We start from the raw sequence: 23,338 nt of genomic DNA on the forward strand, positions 1-23,338 counted from the left end.
TCCTCCATATAGTCAAAACTTATTTCTTATATACTTCGTTTACGAACTTACGAAGTCTCTCCATTGCCCTCTCAACTTTCTCCGTCTCTATGCAATAAGCCATTCTGAAAAAGCCCGGTGCCCCAAAACCGTCTGTGGGTACGAAGATAAGATCGTACTCTTTAGCTTTTTTGCAGAATTCGATAGAGCTCTCTTCAAGCGCCTTAGGCATTATATAGAAAGTTCCGCCGGGTTTTACAACCGTAAATCCAAGCTCAACCAAAGTATCATAGATAATGTTCATGTTTGTCTCATAAACGGAAAGATCTGCCGTCATGTCGCACACCTTTGCAACAGCCTGCTGGATAATTGAAGGAGGACAGTTATGTCCCGTTCCTCTTGAGATCTGTCCGCACATGGGAACGATAAATTCTGCGCCTTCGCACTTAGGATTAACCGCAACGTATCCGATTCTTTCTCCGGGAAGAGAAAGAGATTTGGAGAATGAATAGCAGCTCAAAGTGTGATCGTAGAACTTTGATACATATGGAGCGTCAGCGCCCTTGAATACAATCTCTCTGTATGGTTCATCGGACAAAAGATATACCGTATGTCCGAACTCTTTTGACTTAGCTGTAAGAATCTCGGCAAGTCTTGTAAGTGTCTCTGTTGAATATGCAACACCTGAAGGGTTGTTGGGTGTGTTCACGAGAACTGCCGCAACGTCAGCTGTAAACATCTCTTCAAATTTATCGAAGTTGATCTGGAAAGTCTCAGTGTCTGCGGGAACAACTTCAAGCTCAACTCCCGCACCTGTTATGTACGGATTGTACTCGGGGAAAAATGGTGCAAATGCAAGCGCCTTGTCTCCCGGCTTTGTGATAGCTCTTATCGCATGTGAGATAGCACCTGCTGCCCCTGTTGTAGGGAAGATGTGCTCAGGTCCGTAGTTCATTCCGAATCTTTTATTCAAAGACTGCGCAATCTTTTCTTTATACAAAGGATTACCGAGACTTGGAGTATATCCGTGAAGTGTCATGGTATCTTCCGTCTGAAGAAGCCTAATCATCTCATCTGTAAATTCCTGAGGAACCGCAACCGAAGGATTTCCCAAGCTGAAATCAAAAACGTTCTCGTATCCGATTTCTTTCCCCCTCGCGGTAGCGTACTCCGAAAGCTCTCTAATTACTGACTTTGCGCCAAGCATTGATTTATATGTCTCGTTAATCATAACCTCGTCTCCTTAAGTATTAAGTAAAAACTTTGTATCTCAGTATACCACAAAAAAGGAGCTTCATCATTTGAAACTCCTCTTAATATTAGCATCTAAAATCTTGCAAAATCTAGATTATTCATTTTGTTGACGTCGCAAATTCATACAGCTCCTTATACTGCCTTTTCCTTGCAAATTCAACAGCTGTATCTACCCAATTTTTTTCTTTCTCTTTATCTTTTGAGAGCCATTCAGGTGAAAAAGCGGCTACTTTATTATCTATAACACATATGCATCCACCCATGGCAATCCACCATATGTGTGAACCCATGTCACGAATAGAGCTGAAAAAAGGCGCACCAATGTCAACTAAAACTGTAAAAATAAGTACCATTATTCCGCATTTTATGATGAGCTTAGGTCCGATTGCCTGCGCATACATCCACTTAACCATATTTCTCTTTGCTGAAGGAACATTGATTCCGTTCGCGCCGATCTTAGTATAAATATGCCTCTCAAGACACACTCCAACAATGATAAACACTACTCCCGGTATAAAGCTACATATAATCTCATTAATTTCAGCAACCATATTTGATATAGCTCCTCTCAATCCGATTATCGTTTATAAATACATTGTCACCGTTTCAATTATATCATATGACACCGGAATATATTCTTAGTCAAACACCCGGTTCTGCTTTATAGTAGTTCTTCCATCGCTGCCAATATCTCTTCCGTATCCTTCAGCAGCATATCTTCCGCCTTCTCGCTGTTCTTATCCTTCTTGTACTTATAGATAAACACAGGGTTTCCGGCAGCATGGAAGCTCATCTTGCCCTCGTATCTTGCGAGGAGTCCGGGGATCTTCCCGCCTTTTATCTTGGCGTTTGGAGTTACCTTTATCTCTATCTTGCCGTCGCCGCCTTTAATTTCGGGAACAAAGAGCTTGTGCGCGGCGGTTCTTATAAGTGAGATCCTGAGGAGATTAAGAGCAGTCTTTGGAACTTCTCCGAATCTGTCGACGAGCTCATCTCTCATATCGTCGCTCTCCGTCTGGTTCTCTATGCTCGCGATTCTCTTGTATATCTCAAGCTTCTGCTCTTCGTTGAGGATATAGCTGTCGGGAATATATGCGCTGACATCAAGGTCGATGACAGTGTTGATGTCTTCTCTTGTATCTTTTTCGCCGGGGTTCTTCTTGTGACGGACAGCTTCTTCGAGCATCTTGCAGTAGAGGTCATAGCCGACAGACTGCATGTGGCCGCTTTGTTTTTTGCCCAAAAGGCTTCCTGCACCCCTTATCTCAAGGTCACGCATGGCGATCTTAAAGCCGCTTCCGAGGTCGGTGAATTCTCTGATCGCAGAAAGTCTCTTTTCCGCAACCTCTTTTAACACCTTATCTCTCTTATACATAAGGAATGCATAAGCCGTGCGGTTCGAACGTCCAACCCTTCCCCTCAGCTGATAGAGCTGGGAAAGTCCCATCTTGTCCGAGTCATGAATGATCATAGTATTTACATTAGAAATATCAAGCCCCGTCTCGATGATGGTCGTAGAAACAAGAACGTCGACAGTTCCGTCGATGAAGTCGTACATGATACGCTCAAGTTCTGACTCTTTCATCTGTCCGTGCGCAAAAGCAACGTTCGCTTCGGGTACAAGTTTCTGGATCCTTGCCGCAACATCCGCTATGTCGTTTACTCTGTTGTACACGTAATAAACCTGGCCGCCTCTTCCAAGCTCTCTTACTATCGCTTCTCGCACAAGCTCATCGTTGTATTCCATAACGTAGGTTTGGATCGGAAGCCTGTCATTGGGCGCTTCTTCAAGGACAGACATCTCTCTTATTCCGACAAGCGACATATGAAGCGTTCGCGGGATTGGCGTTGCGGTGAGCGTCAAAACATCGACGCTCTCTTTTATAGTCTTTATCTTTTCCTTGTGTGTAACACCAAAACGCTGCTCCTCATCTACGATAAGAAGACCTAAATCCTTGTACTGAACGTCTTTCGAAAGAAGCCTGTGTGTTCCGATAACAATATCGACAAGACCTTTCTTAAGGTCTGTCACGGTCTTAGCCTGCTCTTTTGCCGTCCTGAATCTGGACATCAAATCGACTCTCACAGGAAAATCTCTCATTCGTTCGCAAAAAGTATTGTAATGCTGCTGCGCAAGGATGGTTGTGGGAACGAGAACCGCAACCTGCTTCCCGTCCTGAACAGCTTTAAATGCGGCACGTATCGCAATCTCAGTTTTACCGAATCCCACGTCACCGCAGACAAGCCTGTCCATGATAACAGGCGATTCCATATCTTTCTTGGTCTCTTCAATGGCACTTAGCTGATCTTCGGTCTCCTGATAAGGAAAGGCGTCCTCAAACTCCTGCTGCCAAACCGTATCCTTACTAAATTCATAGCCTTTGGTCTCTCGCCTCTTCGCATAAAGTTCGACAAGATCCTGTGCAACTTCTTCAACCGCCGCTCTGACTTTATTCTTGGTATGCGTCCACTCTAATGTACCGAGTTTGTTGAGCTTGGGCTTATGGCCGTGTCCTTCCTCTCCGCCTGATGCGTACTTTTGAATAACTCCAAGTCCCGTCGCCAGGATATAAAGATTTCCGCCGTCTCCGTATTCAACCTTTATATAATCTCTGACAACATTGTCAGTTTCAACCTTCTCAATTCCCCTGTATATTCCAAGTCCGTGTTCTTCGTGAACCACATAGTCGCCAATCTTAAGATCTGCGAAATTGGAAATCTTCTCGCCGGTGTATTTAGATTTTCTCTTTTTCTTCTTCCTTGTATGCTCGGTAAAAATATCGCTCTCGGCAATTACCGCAAACTTGATTCCCGGATACTCGAATCCCTTGAGAATCCTTCCGTAGTACGTCATTATCTCACCGGGACGCAGAACTCTTCCCGGATCCTCGCTATAAAAAGCTGTAACGAGATTATCTCTTAAATCTTCAACGATCCTCTTTGCCCTTGTTCTGGAACCCGAGAGTATAAGAACTCTGTAGCCGTTTTTCACATATTTCTTAAGGTCGCTTACAAGTGAATCGAAGCTGTTATTATAGGGTGCGACACTCCTTGCGCTTATGTCCCAGCTCTTTTCCGGTGAAAAGAGATTCTGCGATTTGGGCATAGCAAGAGCGGAAACAAGCACTCTTCGCCCATTTCCCATTCTTGATATGCAGTTATCTATTGAATACAAAAGATCCATCTGCGCCGGAAGCACGTATCCCTTCTCGGCTCTGTGCGTCATACTCTCTCTGAATTCGGATTCGACAGCCATTGCATGTTCCTGAACTCTTTGAGGTTCATCGATAAAGATACAGCTCTTTCCCTTCGGGAACATCTCCTGAATAGTGACGGTGTCGTCATAAAAATAACGGATGTAACTCTCGAGATTGACTACTGAGTGGAGTTCAAAGAGCTGCTCATTTAATTCTTCCGTCTGTTTTTTTATCCTGTGAGCTTCTTCCGTCTTGAATTCAGCGCGAAGTGTTTTGCAGACTTTCTCGGTATCTTCGTTAACCCTGTCCATTCCTTCTCTGAGCTTTTTCTCATCAAGGATGATCTCTGATGCCGGGTAAATGTCGATGGATTCAAGCTTTTCAAGCGATCTCTGCGACATAATGTCAAAGCTTCTGATTGACTGGATCTCATCTCCCCAAAGCTCTATTCTGAAAGGATTTTCTTCCGTGAGGTCAAAAACATCGACGATGTCTCCTCTTACAGAAAACTCGCCGGGTCCCTCTACCTGATAATTTCTGACATATCCCATTGTAACAAGACGCTTTGCGATCTCGGTTTCATCAATCGGAACGTGCCTGTCTATGGATAGAATGTTTTCTTTTATAACTTCAGGTTTTATCTGAGGCGCCATAAGCGCTGAAAATGTCGTAACAACAGTAACGGGTCTTCCCTCAAGAAGCCTTCTCATGCAGCGTATTCTCTGTCTTACAATCTCGTTACTGTGCACATCGGCCTGGTAAAAGATAAGGTCTTTAGCGGGATACACAGTGACATTCTTGTCATAAAACTTGTAATCCTCAAAGATCTCTTTTGCCCTAAGATCACTGTAAGTTACGATTATTCTGTACTTAAAGTCAGCCCCAAGACTGCTTATAAAATGGAGTTTCTGGGAGTCTACGCATCCCGTCACTTCCGCACAGGCAAAGGGCTTCTCGAGATATTTATTCAGTTCTTCGAATTCTTTTAATTCGTTTAAAGGAGTTGTTATCGCTCTCATTTATTTTTTACCGTTAAATTTGTTCATGGCACTGTCAACGCCGTTCTCCATTATCTCGCAGACCGCATCGACAGCTCGTCCTATTCCGTCCTTGATTCCGGTAGCATCCTCGCCCTCGAAATGGCCGAGAACCCAGTTCACCATATCGTATTCCTTGGGCTTCTTGCCAACTCCGACACGAACTCTGCTAAACTCGTCGTGTCCAAGCTGAGCAATTATGTTCTTGAGTCCGTTATGTCCGCCGGCACTTCCCTTGGGTCTAACCCTGATCATGCCCACATCGAGCTCAACGTCGTCCGAGATCACGATGAGTTCCGACTTGGTATCGACCTTGAAATAATCACAGATAGGTCTTATCGCTTCTCCACTCAAGTTCATATAGGTAATGGGCTTTACGAGAATAACCTTCTGATCTCCGATTCTGCCTTTTCCATATACTGCCTTAAACTTCGTCTCCGTAAGTCCTATATTATATTTATCCGACAATGCGTCTATTGTCTCAAAGCCCACATTGTGTCTTGTTCCGAAATACTTCTTTTCGGGATTTCCAAGTCCCGCTATCACATACATATTGCCAAAATCCTCTTCTTTTTTTGAAAAAAATTTCTTTATTATCCCTAACACTACTACATCTCCCTTGATATTACAATGTATAAAGCCTATTCAAAGTATACTTTGAAAGTTGCTTATAGTCCAACTATCAACGCAGAAAATAAGGCTGCACCGGAGTTTTGTTTCTCAGATGCAGCCTAGATTCTAATAAGTTATCTTATTTTATCAATATTGTGAACGCATTCGTCAAGTCCTATGATTTTAGTTGTCGATAAGCCGGTGTTCTCATCGTTTTCTATTTTTATGACAAAATCAATTCCAGCTTTCAGTTTATAACCTTTATATGTAACATTGATATCTGTTTGATTTGGCTGTGTATTCAATAGACTTGAAACCTCTATTACCAATCCATCCGGACTGCCTGGATCCGAAACAGTTATTTCACAAGAAGCAGTAAATGCCCCATCTTCTGATGTTGCAGTAATTACAGCACTCCCCGGTTTGAACGCACTAACAAATCCATCCGGATGAACCAACGCCACAGCACTATCGCTGCTACTCCATGTAATATTTTTGTTCGAAGCATTCTCCGGAAAAAAATTCACAGCAAGTTGCTTGTGTTCATATTGATTGAGTGTAAATGAATTTTCGCTAAATGAAATTCCGGACAAAAACTTTACTTCGGATTTAGGTATCAATTTTACGCCATGCATCTCTGCCCTTATTTCCATGTACAAAGAATTATCAAGAGGATACCTCAGCTGTTCAGGCGCTTTATTCCAAGGTTCTACAACAAACATGTTGTCATCGATGTATAAATTGGGACTATCAATATAATCCTTAAGTTCCAAGTGACCACCATTTATTCTAATACTTGAATCACTGTCAAAATGAGTACTGATATGATGTCCGGAAATATAGCCACCATTAATTGTGATATTCTTATAATATATTCCTATATTCTCTGGAAGTATAATAGAGCCGCCATTTACTTCAAGATTAATATCACCAGCTACCGAACTACTATATTTTATCGTTCCGCTATTAAGGATCATTTTTCCTGAATCAAATAACTTAACACCTCTTAGCTCAAGCGTTCCGTTTCCGGATATAGTTAATTCATGACCGTTTATGCCAATATAAAAAAGACTTTTGTCAGTATCAAGATTAAGAACACTATCTTCCTTAATTTCTAATTTTTCTCCCTCATTAAGCTCACTAAGATTAATTACTGTCGGCTCGGCAGCCTTTATCGGTTTACAACACAATACCAATGATAATAAAAACAGTGCAAAGCAAATAAACAATGAATGACTCTTTTTCATACGTTTTTCCTCCAATGTACATTTTTTCGTTATTGTAAGCACAATATATTAAGAATAGCATGCATTTTCGAAAATTCAACATATTTTTGACGAACAAATATACAAAATAAGTAAATTGAATAATAAATCAAAACAAAATGTGTTATTATATCATACAGAGGTTTATTACAAAAAATTAAATAAGGAGCTGGGGAAATACTATGGGAAACGTGATGATTGTCTCGCTACACATTTTTTTGGCTACAGTATGTTTATGGTCTATGTACAAAGCAGCAAGGAGACTTGTTGCTAAGAGAGCAGACAAAGAAGAGCATATTGATGATGTTTATGAATATGCCGGATTCGTAATAGCTGTAATTATGGTACTGATGTATATTGCTCTTATATTTATGGGGGCATACGGAATTACAAGTGCATGCCCGTTGGCGTGTGCGGCAATGTGCGTGAACAATCAGCGTTTAAACAACGGGAATGAAGCTTAATTTACATAGAAAGGCTTGCGGAATGGTCATTCAATCCGCAAGCCTCATTTTTACTCAATATTCTATTCAGCCGTTATGTCACGCTTCCCCCTCGCTGTCTTCTGCGGCTGCTTTATCATAAGCTTCCAGGATTGTGTCCTGAAGAACCTTTCTCATATCTGAGTTGATCGGATGTGCGATGTCACGATACTCGCCGTCCGTAGACTTCTTGCTGGGCATTGCAATGAACAAGCCTCTCTCGCCTTCGATTACCTTGATGTCATGAACAACAAATTCATTCTCAAATGTAACCGATACGATTGCGCGCATTTTTCCTTGTTTTGTAACTTTTCTTACTCTGACGTCTGTTATCTTCATCATATAACCCCCTCTTGGTCAAATAAATTTCATGAAGTCTGCAGTAATGGTTTACTTAGATCATGTATCTTTCGTTATTTTCAATAACTATTTTAATGCCGTCATCTTCCTTGTAGTAAGAGTTTGCCTGGATCGTGCCGTGACTTTCAACGATACAGTTCTCAATATGTGTATTGTCGCCGATGTAAACATCATTTAAGATGATAGCATTCTTAATGTAACAATTGTTTCCTATAAAAGCACCTTTAAATATTACGGAATCTTCTATTGTTCCGTTTATGATGCATCCGCTGGAGATAATGCTGTTTTTTACATTAACTCCTACGTTGTACTTGGCGGGTGGAAGGTCTACGACTTTCGTGTAGATTCCCGGATATTCTCTAAAGAAATACTGTCTTATCTCCGCTTTCAGGAAATCCATATTCGTCCGGAAGTAATCTTCAACGGAAGCGATGTTGTTCCAGTACTCTTTTATCTTGTATCCGTAGATGCGCTTCATATCTTTGTATCTGACAAGAATGTCACGCACAAAATCATATCGCCCTTCTTTATCAGCCTTCTCAATAAGTTCAATGAGTTGCCTTCGTCTGACCACGTATATTCCGCAGGATATCGTATTCGACCGCGATATTACAGGCTTTTCTTCAAATTCCTCTATCCGGCTCTCTTCATTCATTCTCACAGTTCCGAATCTCTCGGTATCCGTGTTTGCCGGCATATCCTTACACACAACCGTTATATCGGCCTGTTTCTGTATATGGTATTCGAGGAGTTTTCCGTAGTCCATCTTGTAAACGCAGTCACCGGAAGTAATGATCACATACGGTTCATGGCACGCTCTGAGGAAATCAAGATTCTGCGCAATCGCATCAGCCGTTCCCCTGTACCATAAGTTTCCGGATGCTTTTACCGCCGGGGTAAATACATATAAGCCGCCCTGCTTTCTACCAAAGTCCCACCACTTGGATGAACTCAAGTGTGCATTTAAGCTTCCCGCATTGTACTGAGTAAATACGGCAACCGTCTGAATATGAGAGTTTGTCATATTACTCAGGGCAAAATCGATACTTCTGTAAAAACCTGCCACAGGCATTGCGCAAACTGCTCTCTTCTGGGATAATTCCTGCATCCTGCTACTGCTGCCGCCCGCTAAAATTATGCCAATCGCCCTCATATCAATCACCCGCCTTATCTAGTGTCTTGCCGCTGTCAAGTTTACCATCGCTGTAATCCTTTTCAGCAGTCACACCCGAGATAACCGTATTCTTTCCAATCGTCACATTGTCGGGAATAACCGACTTCTCTCCGATAGTGCAGAGACCTTCACAATAGATATTGGGCTTCGAGTCGTTTTCTTTTTCCTCAAAAGCTCCGATTCTTACGTTGTTTCCTATAGTAACCTTCTCGGCGATGATTCCTTTTTCTATGTTGCAACCCTCACCGATAACGGTCTCATTCATTATTATTGAATTGCTGACCACAGTACCTTTCCCGATCTTTACTCCGGGGCTGATAACTGAGCTGTACACCTTTCCGTAAATCTCACAGCCTTCGCCGATGATACTTCTCTCAACGGCGCTTTCGGGTCCCAGATACTGAGGCGGTTGAACCCCGCTGGAAGTGTAAATCTTCCAGTATTCCTCATAGAGGTTGAATTCGGGGACAATGTCTATAAGCTCCATGTTTGCCTGCCAGTATGATGTAAGAGTTCCCACATCTTTCCAATAGCCGTCAAACTCGTATGCATATAATGACAATCCCTGTTCCTTGCAATAAGGAATAATATGCTTACCAAAATCAAGTCCCGACTGATCCTTATTGTTAATAAGAGAATCTTTTAAAGCTTCCCAGGAAAAAATGTATATACCCATTGATGCGAGATTGCTTCTTGGATGCTCAGGTTTTTCCTCGAAATCCACGATCTTCTTATTTTCATCTGCGATCATTATTCCGAACCTGCTTGCTTCCTCCATCGGAACCGGCATAACCGCAATGGTTACATCCGCTCCGCTTGATTTGTGAAAGTCAAGCATAGTCTCATAATCCATCTTATATATATGATCTCCCGAAAGGATCAGTACATAATCCGGATTATAATTTTCCATATACTCAAAGTTTTGGTAAATAGCATTGGCAGTACCGGTATACCATTCACTGTTGGAGCTTTTTTCATAAGGAGGAAGAACCGTGACTCCTCCGAAATTTCGATCAAGATCCCACGGTATACCTATTCCAATGTGAGAATTAAGCCTAAGCGGACGATACTGTGTAAGAACACCCACAGTGTCCACTCCAGAATTGATACAGTTACTAAGCGGAAAATCGATTATTCGATACTTTCCACCAAAAGAGACAGCCGGCTTTGCCATCTTTGCTGTCAACACTCCTAATCTGCTTCCCTGGCCCCCCGCCAGCAGCATGGCGATCATCTCTTTTTTTATCATGTTCCACCTCGTTGCGGATCCGGCTATAGCTGCCGGTTTTTGATACACCAAACTCACTGTCCTGTATTACAGAAAAAATGTTACCTCTTATATATGAGTATATCATAAACATATTATTTAAAAAACATAAATACTCTAAATATAGAATATATTTTCACTTAATCAGGTTTCCGTTTTTGACTTTGTAAAAAATCGTGTTACAATATAGATTACGTTATAAAACGTATTCTATGAAATGAGGGTTTTTTATGTACACAATTGATTTCAGTAAGCCATCGCACGTTTATTTTATGGGGATAGGCGGTATCTCAATGAGCGGTCTTGCTCATATATTAATAGAGAAAGGATTCAAAGTTTCAGGTTCGGATTCAAAAGAATCCCCAATGACAAAAGCTCTTTCCGACCTTGGAGTTAACATTATGTACGGTCAGTGTGCTCAGAATATCACAGATGCGAGCCCTATTGACGTTGTTGTACATACAGCTGCCATCCATCCCGACAATCCTGAGTTCATGGCTGCAAAGGCAGCAAATATTCCCATTTTGACAAGAGCCGAGCTTCTCGGTCAGATAATGAAGGAGTACAAGATTCCCATCGCGATCAGCGGAACTCACGGGAAAACTACGACTACTTCAATGCTTTCAAAGATTCTTCTTGAAGCAGATACAGATCCCACACTTTCAATCGGTGGCGTATTCAGCGACATAGGCGGAAATATCCGCGTAGGAAAATCTGATTTCTTTGTTACCGAAGCTTGTGAGTACACTAACAGTTTCCTCAGCTTCTTCCCTAAGATCAGTGTTATTTCCAATATAGATGCGGATCACCTTGATTTCTTCAAGGATCTTGATGATATAAGAAACTCTTTTTCCAAATTCGCACATCTTCTTCCCGATGACGGAACACTCGTAATAAACGGTGACATCGAGAACGTTGGCGCGATCACAGAAGGACTGGGCTGTGAAATAATAACATACGGTTCAAAAGAAGATTTTGACTACTATCCTTCTGATATAGAATATGATGAGCACGGAAATCCTTCATTTAAGGCTCATATCCCCGGCGGAAAAGTGCTTGATGTCAAGCTCGCGGTACCGGGACTTCACAATGTGTACAATGCGCTTGCTTCAATCGCTGTAAGCAATATTCTCGGAATAGATTCCGATGTGGCAACAAAAGCTCTTTCATTATTCGGAGGCACAAGCCGCCGTTTCGAGCACAAGGGAGAAATACACGGCGTTACCATCATTGATGACTACGCCCACCATCCCACAGAGATAAAGGCTACGCTCACTGCAGCGCAGAATTATCCACACAACAAGATATGGTGCGTATTCCAGCCACACACATATACAAGAACCAAGGCACTTCTTGATGAATTTGCCGAAGCACTTTCATTTGCCGATAAAGTGGTACTTGTTGACATCTATGCCGCAAGAGAGACAGATACATTGGGCATCAGCTCACGTACCCTCTGTGACAAGATTGTTGGACTCGGCCATGATTGCACGTATTTTCCTACTTTAGATGGCTTTTCAGAAGTCGAAAAATTTCTTTTGCAAAATTGCACTAAAGGAGATTTGTTGATAACCATGGGTGCCGGAGATGTAGTAAAAATCGGCAACGAGCTACTTGGTAAGTAATACTTTTCCACTTTTCCACTTTTTTGGTTCAATTTATAAAATACATTCTTCGTGGATAACAGTCAGACTTTTCAACAAGACCTATTTTCCCGGTCTTTTTGAGAGTTTGGCTGTTTTTTTAGATTTTTTTAATAATAATCCACGTTATCCACATTATCCACAAAGATTTCCACTTTTTGCAAGACGCTCAGATTCCGCTTCTCTTCGTCACTTTTCCCATATCATATTAAAAATTACCATGCTATAATCCTACATGTGATGAAAAAGTAAAGCAGGTGATTAGAGAGATGATGGGGCGAGTAACTATCAGTACTAAGGTGGGGGAGGATTCTACCAGTGTTTCAAATATCTTTATAGATGAATACATGCAGGATGCTAACGATGCGCAGATAAAGATCTACCTTTATTTGTTGCGCATGATGAAGGCCAATCTGCCTACAAGCGTTTCTGCGTTGGCAGATAAATTCAACCATACCGAGAAGGACGTAGTGCGTGCTCTCAAGTACTGGGAGAAAAAGGGTCTTATCAGTCTTGAATACGACAACTCGGATACACTTATAGGAATACATATGGAAGATATTACTTCTCAGAAACCGGTCGCTCCACGCAAGAGCGAACCAATTATGAGAACTGTTCCCGCTTCCAAACCCGAAAGCACAATTAAGGCAAAACCTAACTATACTGCTGCTGAACTCAGTGCTTTCAAACAGTCTTCCGCTGCGAATATCGTGTTCCCTGCAGAACAGTATTTTAAAAGACCTCTTACATCGACAGAGCTTATGACTCTGTTCTACATAAAGGATGAACTTAAGTTTTCTGATGATCTTTTGGACTATCTGATGCAATATTGCGTCGATAATCATAAGGCTGATTTCAGGTATGTGGAAAAAGTCGCAATAAACTGGACTCAGCAAGGCATCAAAACGCCAAAACAGGCTCGCGTGGAGAATTTCAAACATGATCACGAGATAATCGAGATCATGAAGGCACTCGGTATGGAAAATAGTCCCACGGAAAAAGAAGGAAACTTCATTAAATCGTGGCGTAGGGAGTTGGGTTTTTCAATGGATATCATTATGGAAGCCTGCGACCGTACTGTTATGGCGACACAGAAGAATCGTCTCAAATATTGTGACTCAATTCTTCGAAACTGGCATGCCAACAATGTTTCTTCAAGGGAGGATATTGCCAGACTTGATGCTGACTTCACTGAAGATCTCCGCAAAAAGAGATCGAAGGCTTCCGTGGCATCCATTAATACCAAAATCCGCTCCGACGAATCATATATTCGCCCAAGCGGAGTCCAGAACCGCTTTAATCAGTTCCAGCAAAATACATATAATTTTGCTGAGCTTGAGAAGCAGCTTTTGGACAACTGATGCTCATATTTGATTGGGGAATCAGATACGGGTACATACATACTCGGCCCTGTACTTTGGCTCGGTGGCGGCACAAGCCTTCCCTGAAACACGTACAGGGCATAAGTATGTAAGCGAAACGAATAGTGTAGCGATTTGCATTTTGAAAGGTATAAACATATGGCATTGACCAACGCGCAATTCGATGAAATAATGCACACTTATGAAGAGATGCGCTCTCTTCACAGACAGGAACTCGAGGAGCGAAAGCGCTCCGTCTACGAAACCATCCCCGGATACAGGGAACTGGAGGACAAATCCTCTACCATAAGCGTTGATTTCGGAAAAAGACTTCTTTCAGGCGAAAGGCTTGACCGCTCGGTGTTAAGGCACCAACTGGCAGAACTCGCCCGTCAAAAAAAATTGCTTCTTACCGAATCCGGATTTTCCGATGATTATCTCGATATGGGCTACTCCTGCCCTTATTGCAAAGATACAGGTTATATCGGTAATGAAAAATGTCACTGTTTCAAGCAAAAGATAATTGAAAAGCTCTACGACAGATCAAATCTCAAAGAAATGGCAAAGACTGCCAACTTTAAACTTGTAAATGAAAAATATTATCAGGGCGACGATCTGCAGAGATTCCGCGGTGCGCTAAAGACCGCTGAACTTTTTGTAAACTCTTTTAACTCTGACTACCAAAATCTTTTCATTTATGGTACAGTGGGTGTTGGCAAATCATTCCTGTCTACTTGTGTTGCCAATGAGCTGCTAAAAAAGGGACACTCCGTGATATATTTCAGCTCATCGGGCTTGTTTGAACTTCTGGCAGAAAATTCATTTGACTACAAGAACAAACAAGAACTTCGCGGAATATATGATGATATCTATAACTGTGAACTTCTTATAATAGATGATCTCGGTACGGAGCGCACAAACAGTTTCGTGTCTTCCGAGCTTTTTTCATGCTTAAATGAACGAGATCTTCGCAAGAAGTCAACAATCATTAACACTAATCTGTCTTTGGAAGAAGTACAGATTATATATTCGGACCGTATTTTTTCAAGAGTTGCAAGCAACTATAAACTGCTAAAGCTCTCAGGTCCTGACATCAGGAAAATCAAAAAGATTGCCATAAAAGAAAGTGAGGATTTTCAGTAATGCCTAAAAAAGAAGAGAAACGTAATCTGGAAACAATTCCCGTTGGATCATTGGGAATCATTCCATTAAAAGGTGTTAAGACCTTGGCTGAAAAGGTTGATTACTATCTCGTAAAATGGAGAGCCGAAAGAGAAAACGAACACAAAGGAAGCTTGGCCTTTACAGGTTATGAAAGACCATCTTATATCCTTGAAGCAGAGGTACCGAGATTCGGAACAGGTGAAGCAAAAGGTGTTATTAAAACTTCCGTTCGTGGAGATGACCTCTTTCTTCTTGTAGATGTTTGTAACTATTCACAGACATACTCAATGTTTGGCAGAGAAAATCACATGTCTCCTGATGATCATTATCAGGATCTTAAGAGAATTATCGCTGCTGTAGGAGGAAAAGCCAGAAGAATAACCGTTATCATGCCTTTCCTTTATGAATCAAGACAGCATAAGAGAAATTCAAGAGAATCTTTGGACTGTGCTATTGCCCTTCAGGAACTTGTAAGCATGGGCGTAGACAACATCATTACATTTGATGCTCACGATCCGAGAGTACAGAATGCTATTCCTCTTAACGGTTTTGAGACCGTTAGAACAACATATCAGTTTATCAAAGCACTTCTTAGAAATGTCTGGGATCTCAAGATTGATTCAGACAACATGATGGTAATAAGCCCGGATGAAGGCGGAATGAGCCGTGCAATCTATCTTGCAAGTGTGCTCGGTCTCGATGTGGGAATGTTCTACAAGCGTCGTGACTATACACAGGTTGTAAACGGAAGAAATCCTATCGTTTCTCACGAGTTCCTTGGAACAAGTGTTGAAGGCAAATCTGTTATCATTGTCGACGATATGATCTCCTCAGGCGAAAGTCTTCTTGATGTTGCCAAGGCTCTTAAAGAGCGTAAAGCTGCAAGAATCTATGCTTTCTCAACATTTGGTCTTTTCACAGGCGGACTGGATGTATTTGATGAAGCATACAAGAACGGTATCATAGATAAAGTCTTCACAACAAACCTTATTTATCAGACACCTGAGCTTCTCTCTCGTGAATGGTACATAAGCTGTGATATGAGTAAGTATATTGCTTACCTTATCGATACTCTTAACCACGACGCTTCTATCAGCGATCTTCTCAATCCTGTTGAGAGAATCAACAGTATTATTGAAAGATACAACAGCGGCGAGCTTAAGGCTTCACTTGAAGCAGAGAAAAAAATCTGATAAAAAATACGAACTGTTTAGTTGAATGGAATCCACTCAACTAAACAGTTCTTTTATATTGATCAAAGAATCAATCTTCTTATATAGTACCTTCTGCAATTCTTCATCAGGCTGCGTCAGATCGGGAATCATGATAACATTGCAACCTGCGCGGTATGCGCTCATCACGCCATTTGGTGAATCTTCAACAGCAAATGTTCTGTCCGGTGAAAGTCCAAGTTGCTCACACGCATATGCATATATATCAGGCGCGGGCTTTCCTTTTTCTACCATGTTTGCACATATTATCTTATCAAAGTATTCAAATAGTCCTATCTTTTTAAGATAACGCTCAGTCCTCTCATAATCATTGGCTGTGGCAATACATGTAAGTATTCCGTTTTCACGAAGCCAGGTAAGTATCTCTTTTGCCCCAAACTTAAGTGGTATTCCGCTCTCGCGTATCATCTCTTCGACAAGACCTTTTCTGTACTCTCTTACTTTCATATAGTTAAAGTCTTCGCCGTACCACTCTTTGAATTTCGCAGGTGCAAAAGGCCTCCCAAGAGACCTAAGTTCAAGCGCCTTCTCTTTTTCCATGGTATATCCGAAATGTGCAAGTGCCTTTGGCCACGCAATCTGATAATACTTCTCCGTATCAGTCAAAGTCCCGTCGAGATCAAAGATCACTGCTTCTGCTTTTTTATCCAAATCTATACCCTCACTCTATCTGCTTTTTCCACTATCCTATAATACCATGACTTCGTATTATTTATATTCCTATCCCACAATACTTTGTAATATAATTACCTATATGATTTCTTAATCATTCGACTAAGGAGGTTTCTATGGCAATAAACGAAAACATTACGAAAAGAAATACCCTGCTTGCACAGAAAGTGATAAAGGGTCTTGAATCAAGAAATATGAGTGGATATTTTGCATCTTCCAAAGAAGAAGCACTTAAACTCGCAATGGTTCTGATTCCCACCGGTTCAAGCGTAACTATGGGCGGCGCAATGAGCGCTCACGAGATTGGTCTTGTACAGACATTAAAAGAAGGCAACTATAACTTTATCGACAGAGATGCATATGAAGATAAGCGCGCAGCCATGCTTGCTGCCTACGATGCAGATGTCTTTCTCTCAAGCGCAAATGCGATTACGGAAGACGGCGTCCTTGTCAACATTGACGGAAACGCAAACCGTGTCTCTGCAATCGCTCAGGGTCCCAAAAAGGTTGTATTTATCGTTGGCATGAACAAAGTATGCCCGGACGTTGACAGCGCCCTTAAAAGAGCAAGAAACGTTGCAGCGCCTATAAACGCTCAGCGCTTTGGGCTAAACACTCCATGCTGCAAAACAGGTTCATGCATGGACTGCAAATCACCTGACACAATTTGTTGCCAGTTCCTCGTAACACGCTTTTCCAGACATGCAGAGAGAATCCACGTTATCCTTGTAAATGACAATCTTGGATTCTGATCTTAGTAATATGAAATAAAAAAGTTGGAGGTATTCTCCAACTTTTTTATTATATCTTCCTTCTTTATATACTTTATAATTCTAAAACCCTGATTCAATCAGTATTATCTTAAATTTCTTCAAGCCAGTTGCTGCCGTCGGCATAATTTAGCACTACTCCGGGCTGAACATTATAGCAAAACACATTAAAGCATATTCCTGCTCCGCCGTCCTCAACAGACAGTGCCTCGATATTCACTCCGCTGCATAAAAGGTTATCGCCTTCAAATACAGGTGTAACGCGATACATTACGTGATTACCACTCTCCTTTACATATGACGCAACCATATTTTCATACGGAAGCATCCCATCCACGTTCAAGTATCTTGTTCCCGTCACGAAGTTCTTGTCATTGTCATTCTCTCCGGTCAGCTGAAATCCGATAAGGTGGCATCTGTTATATAAGTACGGAGGCTTTGATTTTACAACTCCCGGATACTTATTTTGCTTCCAGCCTGTAGGCTTTATCCTTGCAATAGATTCGCGCTTCTCGGTCGGCATAATATCCTGTCCAACACAGGCGACTGCTGTTGTACACCTTCCAAGAGCATCCTGTTCACCATATCTTTCAAACGATTGATCAACAATCTCATCCTCGGTAAATGTAGGTTTATTACCATTTACCTCTACAGAGGCGTTTCCTGAATAATCAGTTTCTGCGCTTACACTACTTGTAATACTTGTATCAGGTAATAATTCCGGATAAAAAACGGAAAAATAAACCGCGCAAAGTAGTGAAAGCAACGCCATGATTTTTTTGTAGTGTGCAGTCAGTTTTGTTTTTTTCTTCTTTTTCCTAGCCATATTAAGCTATTCTGCTACACTAAAGTGAAAATCCTGTGTCCTAAGTATGTTTTTTCAGAAAACTTTGCTTATTTTTCATTAGGTACATAAGAAATGAAATGATTTCCGTTTTTAGCAAACCAATCTTTCGCATCAGTCATGCCAAGCTTCTGAATTCTTCCCGCTCTCGGATCCAGATAATCAATATTCTGATTGTCATATCCAAGAAGCATTACGGCATCATCATTATTCAAAAATGCCATTACGGGAAGACCCTTACTTATGTAGTACAAAACTGTATCAAGCGCACATCCGTCAAGCTTAACTATATTTGCATCGGTAAACTGCGACCTCAAAATATCTTCAACACTGTTTCCGCTTGCAAGCGAAGATTCGACATCCACATTTCTTCCGCCATAGTGATACAAAATAAGATCGATACAAACCGCTGTGGGATTCTTTGTTGTAATACCCTCATAGTTCTCTATCTTCTCTGTAAGCGAACCGATACGGTTATATGAAAGCCTGTCGCCCTTTCTCCAAATATAATTATTGGTATCTCCGACAACCGCTCCGAATTTAAGCTCAGCATCCTTAACAGCCTTCGCAGAATCGGTGTAAACTTTTGCCTTTCCTTTCATATCGTATACATAATAAAAAGGATTTTTTCCCGCATCTCGTTTAAGTTCCACCTCAACGTTTCTGCTCTCTTCAAACAAAATCTGATTAGGTGTAAGAACTCTTATCTGCTTAGACTTTATTTCATTTTTGGTGCTGATCTGAACAATCTTCTCATACTCATCAACCGCAACCTGAGTTACTTTGTTTCTGACCTCTTTGTCCTCCTGAGTATACTTGAAGACATAATCATTCTCCATTCCAAGTTCATCAGTACTCTCATATTCGCCGTTTTCATTCTTTTTCACGGAATAGAAATTAATCTGCTTACCGATTTTCTTAATACCCGTTACATAACCGTATTCACTCGGCACCTCCCTGTCATCCAAAGGCTTGCTGCCTTCCTGCAGTGCCGCCATATTATGAACCTGTATTCTATACATCAGATATAAAGGATTGCCCAGCTGATCCTTAGCTACATCTCCGGCCCTTACGAATCCATAGACAAAATCTTCACCCCTAAATCCCATAAGGATTACCTTTTCGCCATTTTCAGCTGTTATCTCTTCTTTTACTTTCGTATCAAGATTCATTACATCAAATCTGGTCAGATCATCTCCCTGCCATGCAATTGTTCCCTCTGATTCCGAAATCTTATACGATCCTGCACCTATATCTTCAACGGCAAGATTATAAGTTCTGTCTGTGAGATTAACCTCATAGATATTCTGATCGAGCATTATATAAAGTATGTTACTGTCATTTACATAAGCAAGTGTATCCACGCAATCTTCAAGGATTTCCGCAGCCTGTCCGCATTCAATAAATACCTGCTCTTCAACAGCATTTAATGAAGCACTGTAGTTATACACCGCTATACCGACTCTTCCTTCATGTATACCTCTGTTCATGTATCCGGCAACAACAAAACGCACATCGCCGTCTTCATCCACATTAAGAATCTTTACCTTGTTGTTATCCCAGTTCGCTCTTATGTCGTCATTCTCTTTGTCATAGAATCCAAAAATATATGCAAGACGACCATCTACATTGTTATAGGAAAAAAGCCTGTTCTCACTTACAAATGCAAATACACTTCCACCTTCGCTTACTCCGCCGCTTTCCTTAAATTCAAAATCCGGTTCACAGATTCCCAGCGTAATTGAATTCTTACCGACAGAATAAGAAGACGTATCAAAAATACAGTTCATTTTTCTTTCGAAATTCAAAATGAACGGCCTCTTCTTTGTCCACTTTACCCTATAAACTTCCGTGACATTATATAATCTGTTGTCATTACCTTCCTGAGTGGTCACTCTGTACTGAAGCTTATAAGTTCCGACATCACTCTGGATATCATTTACATATATCTGAGGTTTGGTATGATCGGTTATCCTGACATCAACCGTTTCCTCTTCTTTATCCTTATCTTTTCCCAGACCGTTATTATTCTTGCTCTTGGTATCCACAGTACTCTTATCAAGAAGAGTTCCCCACGTCACTTGATCGAAGCTGCTGTGCAGATTAACTCTGGAAAAAGTATCATTCTTCTCTTTATCTTTATCTGTCTCAAGGTACTTCGCATATTCAGCTTTTGCTTTTTCCCTGTCGAACGTAGCTTCAGAAAAGCCTGTTATAAAGTCTATCTCGTTGTCGATGTTGTATCTCGTCTCATCTTCTTCCGTCCAGACAATCCTCGTATAGTACTTTGCCACAGCATTATTGACCTCAACCTTTATAACAAGCATATACTCTCTTCCGGCCAAAATAAGGTCCGCAACAGGCGCAAGCTGAATCTTACAATCAATGGTATTATCATGCTCTTTGAATTCAGTCTGATCCTCATCGGCAATAAGTCTATTGTCTTTACCGATATTTCTAAGCTCAAATCCCACATTCGATATCTTCTGACCGAAAGTATTGATTTTAAAAGACATGGTACGGTCCGCATTTATCGGCCAAACCGTTCCCCTTACATAGTTGGCGTTAACCTCCGACAGGTACCCGTGAAGAGGATTAACCTCTTTATCGCCGCTCCGCATGGTTATGACAGGAAGCGATGCCGGAGACATCTTAGCGGTCATATCAGCCTTATCGATGTTAGACAACTTGCTGATCACAAATATTGAAATGATCAGAATGCCGAAAAAATATGCAATTTTAATAGTTGTTTTTTTGATAGTATTATCACGCATAATTGACTTTCAAATTTAATAATAGTAATATTTTCATAATATAATCATCAATATGGAAAGGAAAAATATGAATTATCCTGTTCTATATCGAAAACGTTTCATACCGGATGAATGCGTTGAACTTAAGGATGACGAGATTCTTAAGCTTGACGACTCTGTCATGATCACCAAATGGAAAGCTCTCAAAAAAAGATCTGATATATGCAACGGCTATTCCTGCTACTACTTCAAAGAGGGCTACAAAATCAGCAAATTTCTCAAAGCCGACAACACTCTTTCGCGCTGGTACTTTGACATCATAACCTATGACCGCGATACAAAGTCCAATACACTTACCGTGATCGATCTTCTTGCCGATGTCATAATCTTTCCCGACGGCAAGATGAAGATTGACGATCTTGATGAATTATCCGAAGCTTTTGAAAAAAAACTAATCAACGAGTCTTTGCTCAAAAAAAGCCTGCTCTCTCTGAACAGACTCCTTAACGAAATCTACGAAAATGGCATATCTTCACTGACAGCGCCCATAGAAGAAATCATATCCGGGCAAGATCAGTAAAATACATGTCCTCCGATATTACGTCCCGAAAGACCGGGAATAGGAGTTCTGAAATATACGCAGTTTCCGACATTCGAATAGCCTTTCATGGCCTCATCCGCTGCCTGAAAACATGATGCGGTAGCACGCCCTTCAGCAAGTGCAAGAGCAAGTCTTCCGCTCGCAACAGGCGAAAACTGCCTATTCTGGTAAATCACACCAACAACTGTATCCGGATAAACAGAACTAAGCACCCTGTTTATCACGACCGCACCTACTGCGACCTTTCCCTCGTAAGGCTCTGCTCCTGCTTCACAATATATGAGGTTTGCAAGCAGATACCTGTCCCCTTCGGCAAACGTTACTTCCGAAATATCTCTCCATGTAGATGCCGCTGCCAATTTGGAAAGTCGCATCTCTTCCGCAAGTTTTGCTTCGAGCTGCTTTATATCTTCTTCCTGCGCTTTTATCTGTGTTTCAATCTCCTCAGCCTTTGCTTCCGCGTCAGATATATCATTTGCATACTGCTGAATTGTTCCCGAAGTCTGGCTCACGAGTCCCGCAACTCTGCTTTGTTCAGCCTGTTGTTTGGCATGATACATATCAAGCTGCTCTTTCTCGCTCTCAAGAGTTTCCTCTTTTTCCTCGATCAGCTCTTTTATCTGAATATATTCCGTAAGTTTCCTTCTGTCATAAGAAGTAAGCTGCTCAATATACTGATTCTGATTGAGAAAATCCGAAAAATTACTGAAGCCGAAAACCATCTCCATTACTATGAAGTTCTGCTTCTCATAGATAAACTGAATACGCTTTTTCATGGAAACATACTGGTTCTCCTGATCCTGCTTTGCAACGTCAAGTTCTGCCAGCGTATTCTCAATCTCATTTTCTTTGCTTCCTATCTGTTCCTCAATCTGTTCAAGATTGTTACTTACTTCGCTAAGCTGTGTATTGAGCGTATTAAGCTGACCTTGCAAAGATGACTTTTCCTCGTTCATCTCTTCAATATCTTTTTTCTTGGTATCTAATTCATTTTCTGATTGGGCTTTTCTGTCTTTTGCATCCTGAAGCTGTTTCTTGGTAGATTCCGTGGCATACGAAATAGGAGACATCGACAGGCCCAGCAAGATAGCTGCCATTATCGATGCCATAAGAGAAAAGAGCATTCCGAACTTTTTAGTTGATTTACCCCTAACCCCGACTTTTCTCATATACCATTCTTGATCAAATAGTAATTTTTATATCTCTTCCGCTTCGCTCATATTTATAATATCTTACACCCGCTGCATCAAACATTTTCTTTGAAGCACGCGTTGTTGCGGAAGATTCGTATTTGTCGCTGTCATATACAACCGTCTTTATCCCGGCCTGAATGATTGCTTTCGCGCACTCATTACAAGGGAAAAGAGATACATAAATCTTAGCGCCGACAAGGCTTCCGCCTCTGTAGTTCAAAATGGCGTTAAGCTCACTGTGCGTAACGAAAGGATACTTCGTAGAAAGTTCATCTTCTCCGTCACGTTCCCAGGGAAAATCCTCATCCGAACACCCCTTGGGAAATCCGTTGTACCCCATGGAAAGAATGTTGTTATCCTCACTGACTATGCAACTGCCAACCTGCGTATTCGGATCTTTTGACCTCATAGCCGCAAGCTTGGCAACTCCCATGAAATACTCATCCCATGATATATAGTCTTCTCTCTTCATGTCTGC

Annotated in this window: 20 protein-coding genes; 7 read left to right on the forward strand and 13 right to left on the reverse strand. The window is 41.4% G+C overall.

Going from position 1 to position 23,338, the window contains the following annotated elements:
* Positions 1-19 precede the first annotated feature (19 nt).
* The 5 genes from G628_RS0111675 to G628_RS18250 all read right to left on the reverse strand — a co-directional run bounded on the left by G628_RS0111675 (position 20) and on the right by G628_RS18250 (position 7,326).
* Positions 20-1,210: a pyridoxal phosphate-dependent aminotransferase gene (locus G628_RS0111675; RefSeq protein WP_026656557.1), complete on the reverse strand. Its 1,191-nt coding sequence runs from the start codon at positions 1,208-1,210 to the stop codon at positions 20-22.
* A gap of 121 nt (positions 1,211-1,331) precedes the next feature.
* Positions 1,332-1,784 (reverse strand): hypothetical protein, encoded by a 453-nt coding sequence (locus tag G628_RS0111680; RefSeq protein WP_027209215.1) that lies wholly within the window; start codon positions 1,782-1,784, stop codon positions 1,332-1,334.
* A 110-nt stretch (positions 1,785-1,894) separates the two neighbouring features.
* Positions 1,895-5,449: a transcription-repair coupling factor gene (mfd, locus tag G628_RS0111685; RefSeq protein ID WP_027209216.1), complete on the reverse strand. Its 3,555-nt coding sequence runs from the start codon at positions 5,447-5,449 to the stop codon at positions 1,895-1,897.
* Complete coding sequence (gene pth, locus G628_RS0111690) at positions 5,450-6,019, reverse strand: aminoacyl-tRNA hydrolase (protein ID WP_027209217.1); 570 nt, start codon at positions 6,017-6,019, stop codon at positions 5,450-5,452.
* A 194-nt stretch (positions 6,020-6,213) separates the two neighbouring features.
* The gene (locus tag G628_RS18250; protein ID WP_051199179.1) at positions 6,214-7,326 is read right to left on the reverse strand and encodes an Ig-like domain-containing protein; all 1,113 of its coding nucleotides are present in this window, start codon (positions 7,324-7,326) and stop codon (positions 6,214-6,216) included.
* Between the two features lie 260 nt (positions 7,327-7,586).
* Between G628_RS18250 and G628_RS0111700 the strand changes: the two genes are divergently transcribed.
* A complete protein-coding gene (locus G628_RS0111700; RefSeq protein ID WP_207637989.1) occupies positions 7,587-7,808 on the forward strand; it encodes a hypothetical protein in 222 nt (73 codons plus the stop codon).
* A gap of 78 nt (positions 7,809-7,886) precedes the next feature.
* On the opposite strand, the gene spoVG is transcribed toward G628_RS0111700, so the two are convergent.
* Genes spoVG through G628_RS0111715 form a run of 3 tightly spaced genes read right to left on the reverse strand, consistent with a single transcriptional unit; the run spans position 7,887 to position 10,609 of the window.
* The gene (spoVG, locus tag G628_RS0111705; RefSeq protein WP_026514385.1) at positions 7,887-8,165 is read right to left on the reverse strand and encodes a septation regulator SpoVG; all 279 of its coding nucleotides are present in this window, start codon (positions 8,163-8,165) and stop codon (positions 7,887-7,889) included.
* Positions 8,166-8,220: 55 nt separating this feature from the next.
* Entirely contained in the window at positions 8,221-9,339 is a 1,119-nt protein-coding gene (gene glgD / locus G628_RS0111710; protein WP_026656545.1) for a glucose-1-phosphate adenylyltransferase subunit GlgD, read from the reverse strand.
* Between the two features lies 1 nt (position 9,340).
* Complete coding sequence (locus G628_RS0111715; RefSeq protein WP_026656544.1) at positions 9,341-10,609, reverse strand: glucose-1-phosphate adenylyltransferase; 1,269 nt, start codon at positions 10,607-10,609, stop codon at positions 9,341-9,343.
* Between the two features lie 248 nt (positions 10,610-10,857).
* On the opposite strand from G628_RS0111715, the gene murC reads away from it, so the two are divergent.
* The 4 genes from murC (at position 10,858) to G628_RS0111735 (ending at position 15,988) form a co-directional block, all read left to right on the forward strand.
* Positions 10,858-12,252: a UDP-N-acetylmuramate--L-alanine ligase gene (gene murC, locus G628_RS0111720; RefSeq protein ID WP_027209219.1), complete on the forward strand. Its 1,395-nt coding sequence runs from the start codon at positions 10,858-10,860 to the stop codon at positions 12,250-12,252.
* A gap of 275 nt (positions 12,253-12,527) precedes the next feature.
* Positions 12,528-13,631, forward strand: coding sequence for a DnaD domain protein (locus tag G628_RS0111725; RefSeq protein ID WP_242827223.1), 1,104 nt, complete (start codon positions 12,528-12,530; stop codon positions 13,629-13,631).
* 159 nt (positions 13,632-13,790) lie between these two features.
* On the forward strand, positions 13,791-14,774 hold the full coding sequence (locus G628_RS0111730; RefSeq protein WP_026656541.1) for an ATP-binding protein: 984 nt from the start codon (positions 13,791-13,793) through the stop codon (positions 14,772-14,774).
* Positions 14,774-15,988, forward strand: a complete 1,215-nt coding sequence (locus tag G628_RS0111735; RefSeq protein WP_026656540.1) for a ribose-phosphate pyrophosphokinase — start codon at positions 14,774-14,776, stop codon at positions 15,986-15,988. Before G628_RS0111730 ends, G628_RS0111735 begins: the two co-directional genes overlap by 1 nt.
* A 36-nt stretch (positions 15,989-16,024) precedes the next feature.
* Here G628_RS0111735 and G628_RS0111740 read toward each other — a convergent pair whose 3' ends face one another.
* Complete coding sequence (locus G628_RS0111740) at positions 16,025-16,678, reverse strand: HAD family hydrolase (protein ID WP_026656539.1); 654 nt, start codon at positions 16,676-16,678, stop codon at positions 16,025-16,027.
* A gap of 143 nt (positions 16,679-16,821) precedes the next feature.
* Here G628_RS0111740 and G628_RS0111745 point away from each other — a divergent pair, with 143 nt between their 5' ends.
* Entirely contained in the window at positions 16,822-17,451 is a 630-nt protein-coding gene (locus G628_RS0111745) for a lactate utilization protein (protein ID WP_027209220.1), read from the forward strand.
* A gap of 109 nt (positions 17,452-17,560) precedes the next feature.
* On the opposite strand, the gene G628_RS0111750 is transcribed toward G628_RS0111745, so the two are convergent.
* Positions 17,561-18,295, reverse strand: coding sequence for a DNA/RNA non-specific endonuclease (locus G628_RS0111750; RefSeq protein WP_034500873.1), 735 nt, complete (start codon positions 18,293-18,295; stop codon positions 17,561-17,563).
* Between the two features lie 68 nt (positions 18,296-18,363).
* The gene (locus tag G628_RS0111755; protein ID WP_027209222.1) at positions 18,364-21,087 is read right to left on the reverse strand and encodes a hypothetical protein; all 2,724 of its coding nucleotides are present in this window, start codon (positions 21,085-21,087) and stop codon (positions 18,364-18,366) included.
* 52 nt (positions 21,088-21,139) lie between these two features.
* On the opposite strand from G628_RS0111755, the gene G628_RS17340 reads away from it, so the two are divergent.
* Positions 21,140-21,646, forward strand: coding sequence for a DUF402 domain-containing protein (locus tag G628_RS17340; protein ID WP_242827224.1), 507 nt, complete (start codon positions 21,140-21,142; stop codon positions 21,644-21,646).
* Here the strand turns inward: G628_RS17340 and G628_RS0111765 are convergent.
* Positions 21,640-22,836: a cell wall hydrolase gene (locus tag G628_RS0111765; RefSeq protein WP_242827225.1), complete on the reverse strand. Its 1,197-nt coding sequence runs from the start codon at positions 22,834-22,836 to the stop codon at positions 21,640-21,642. The two genes, G628_RS17340 and G628_RS0111765, sit on opposite strands and share 7 nt — an antisense overlap.
* A 13-nt stretch (positions 22,837-22,849) precedes the next feature.
* Positions 22,850-23,332: a deoxycytidylate deaminase gene (locus G628_RS0111770; protein ID WP_026656532.1), complete on the reverse strand. Its 483-nt coding sequence runs from the start codon at positions 23,330-23,332 to the stop codon at positions 22,850-22,852.
* Between the last annotated feature and the right edge of the window lie 6 nt (positions 23,333-23,338).

This window comes from Butyrivibrio hungatei NK4A153, from assembly GCF_000424465.1.
GTDB classification, from domain to species: Bacteria; Bacillota; Clostridia; order Lachnospirales; family Lachnospiraceae; genus Butyrivibrio; species Butyrivibrio hungatei_A.

Excerpts from the sequence above, each read along its gene's own strand:
- G628_RS0111675 (WP_026656557.1), bottom strand. The coding sequence starts at position 1,210 with ATGATTAACGAGACATATAAATCAATGCTTGGCGCAAAGTCAGTAATT.
- G628_RS0111680 (WP_027209215.1), bottom strand. The coding sequence starts at position 1,784 with ATGGTTGCTGAAATTAATGAGATTATATGTAGCTTTATACCGGGAGTA.
- mfd (WP_027209216.1), bottom strand. The coding sequence starts at position 5,449 with ATGAGAGCGATAACAACTCCTTTAAACGAATTAAAAGAATTCGAAGAA.
- pth (WP_027209217.1), bottom strand. The coding sequence starts at position 6,019 with ATGTATGTGATAGCGGGACTTGGAAATCCCGAAAAGAAGTATTTCGGA.
- G628_RS18250 (WP_051199179.1), bottom strand. The coding sequence starts at position 7,326 with ATGAAAAAGAGTCATTCATTGTTTATTTGCTTTGCACTGTTTTTATTA.
- G628_RS0111700 (WP_207637989.1), top strand. The coding sequence starts at position 7,587 with ATGTACAAAGCAGCAAGGAGACTTGTTGCTAAGAGAGCAGACAAAGAA.
- spoVG (WP_026514385.1), bottom strand. The coding sequence starts at position 8,165 with ATGAAGATAACAGACGTCAGAGTAAGAAAAGTTACAAAACAAGGAAAA.
- glgD (WP_026656545.1), bottom strand. The coding sequence starts at position 9,339 with ATGAGGGCGATTGGCATAATTTTAGCGGGCGGCAGCAGTAGCAGGATG.
- G628_RS0111715 (WP_026656544.1), bottom strand. The coding sequence starts at position 10,609 with ATGATAAAAAAAGAGATGATCGCCATGCTGCTGGCGGGGGGCCAGGGA.
- murC (WP_027209219.1), top strand. The coding sequence starts at position 10,858 with ATGTACACAATTGATTTCAGTAAGCCATCGCACGTTTATTTTATGGGG.
- G628_RS0111730 (WP_026656541.1), top strand. The coding sequence starts at position 13,791 with ATGGCATTGACCAACGCGCAATTCGATGAAATAATGCACACTTATGAA.
- G628_RS0111735 (WP_026656540.1), top strand. The coding sequence starts at position 14,774 with ATGCCTAAAAAAGAAGAGAAACGTAATCTGGAAACAATTCCCGTTGGA.
- G628_RS0111750 (WP_034500873.1), bottom strand. The coding sequence starts at position 18,295 with ATGGCTAGGAAAAAGAAGAAAAAAACAAAACTGACTGCACACTACAAA.
- G628_RS0111755 (WP_027209222.1), bottom strand. The coding sequence starts at position 21,087 with ATGCGTGATAATACTATCAAAAAAACAACTATTAAAATTGCATATTTT.
- G628_RS17340 (WP_242827224.1), top strand. The coding sequence starts at position 21,140 with ATGGAAAGGAAAAATATGAATTATCCTGTTCTATATCGAAAACGTTTC.
- G628_RS0111765 (WP_242827225.1), bottom strand. The coding sequence starts at position 22,836 with ATGAGAAAAGTCGGGGTTAGGGGTAAATCAACTAAAAAGTTCGGAATG.
- G628_RS0111770 (WP_026656532.1), bottom strand. The coding sequence starts at position 23,332 with ATGAAGAGAGAAGACTATATATCATGGGATGAGTATTTCATGGGAGTT.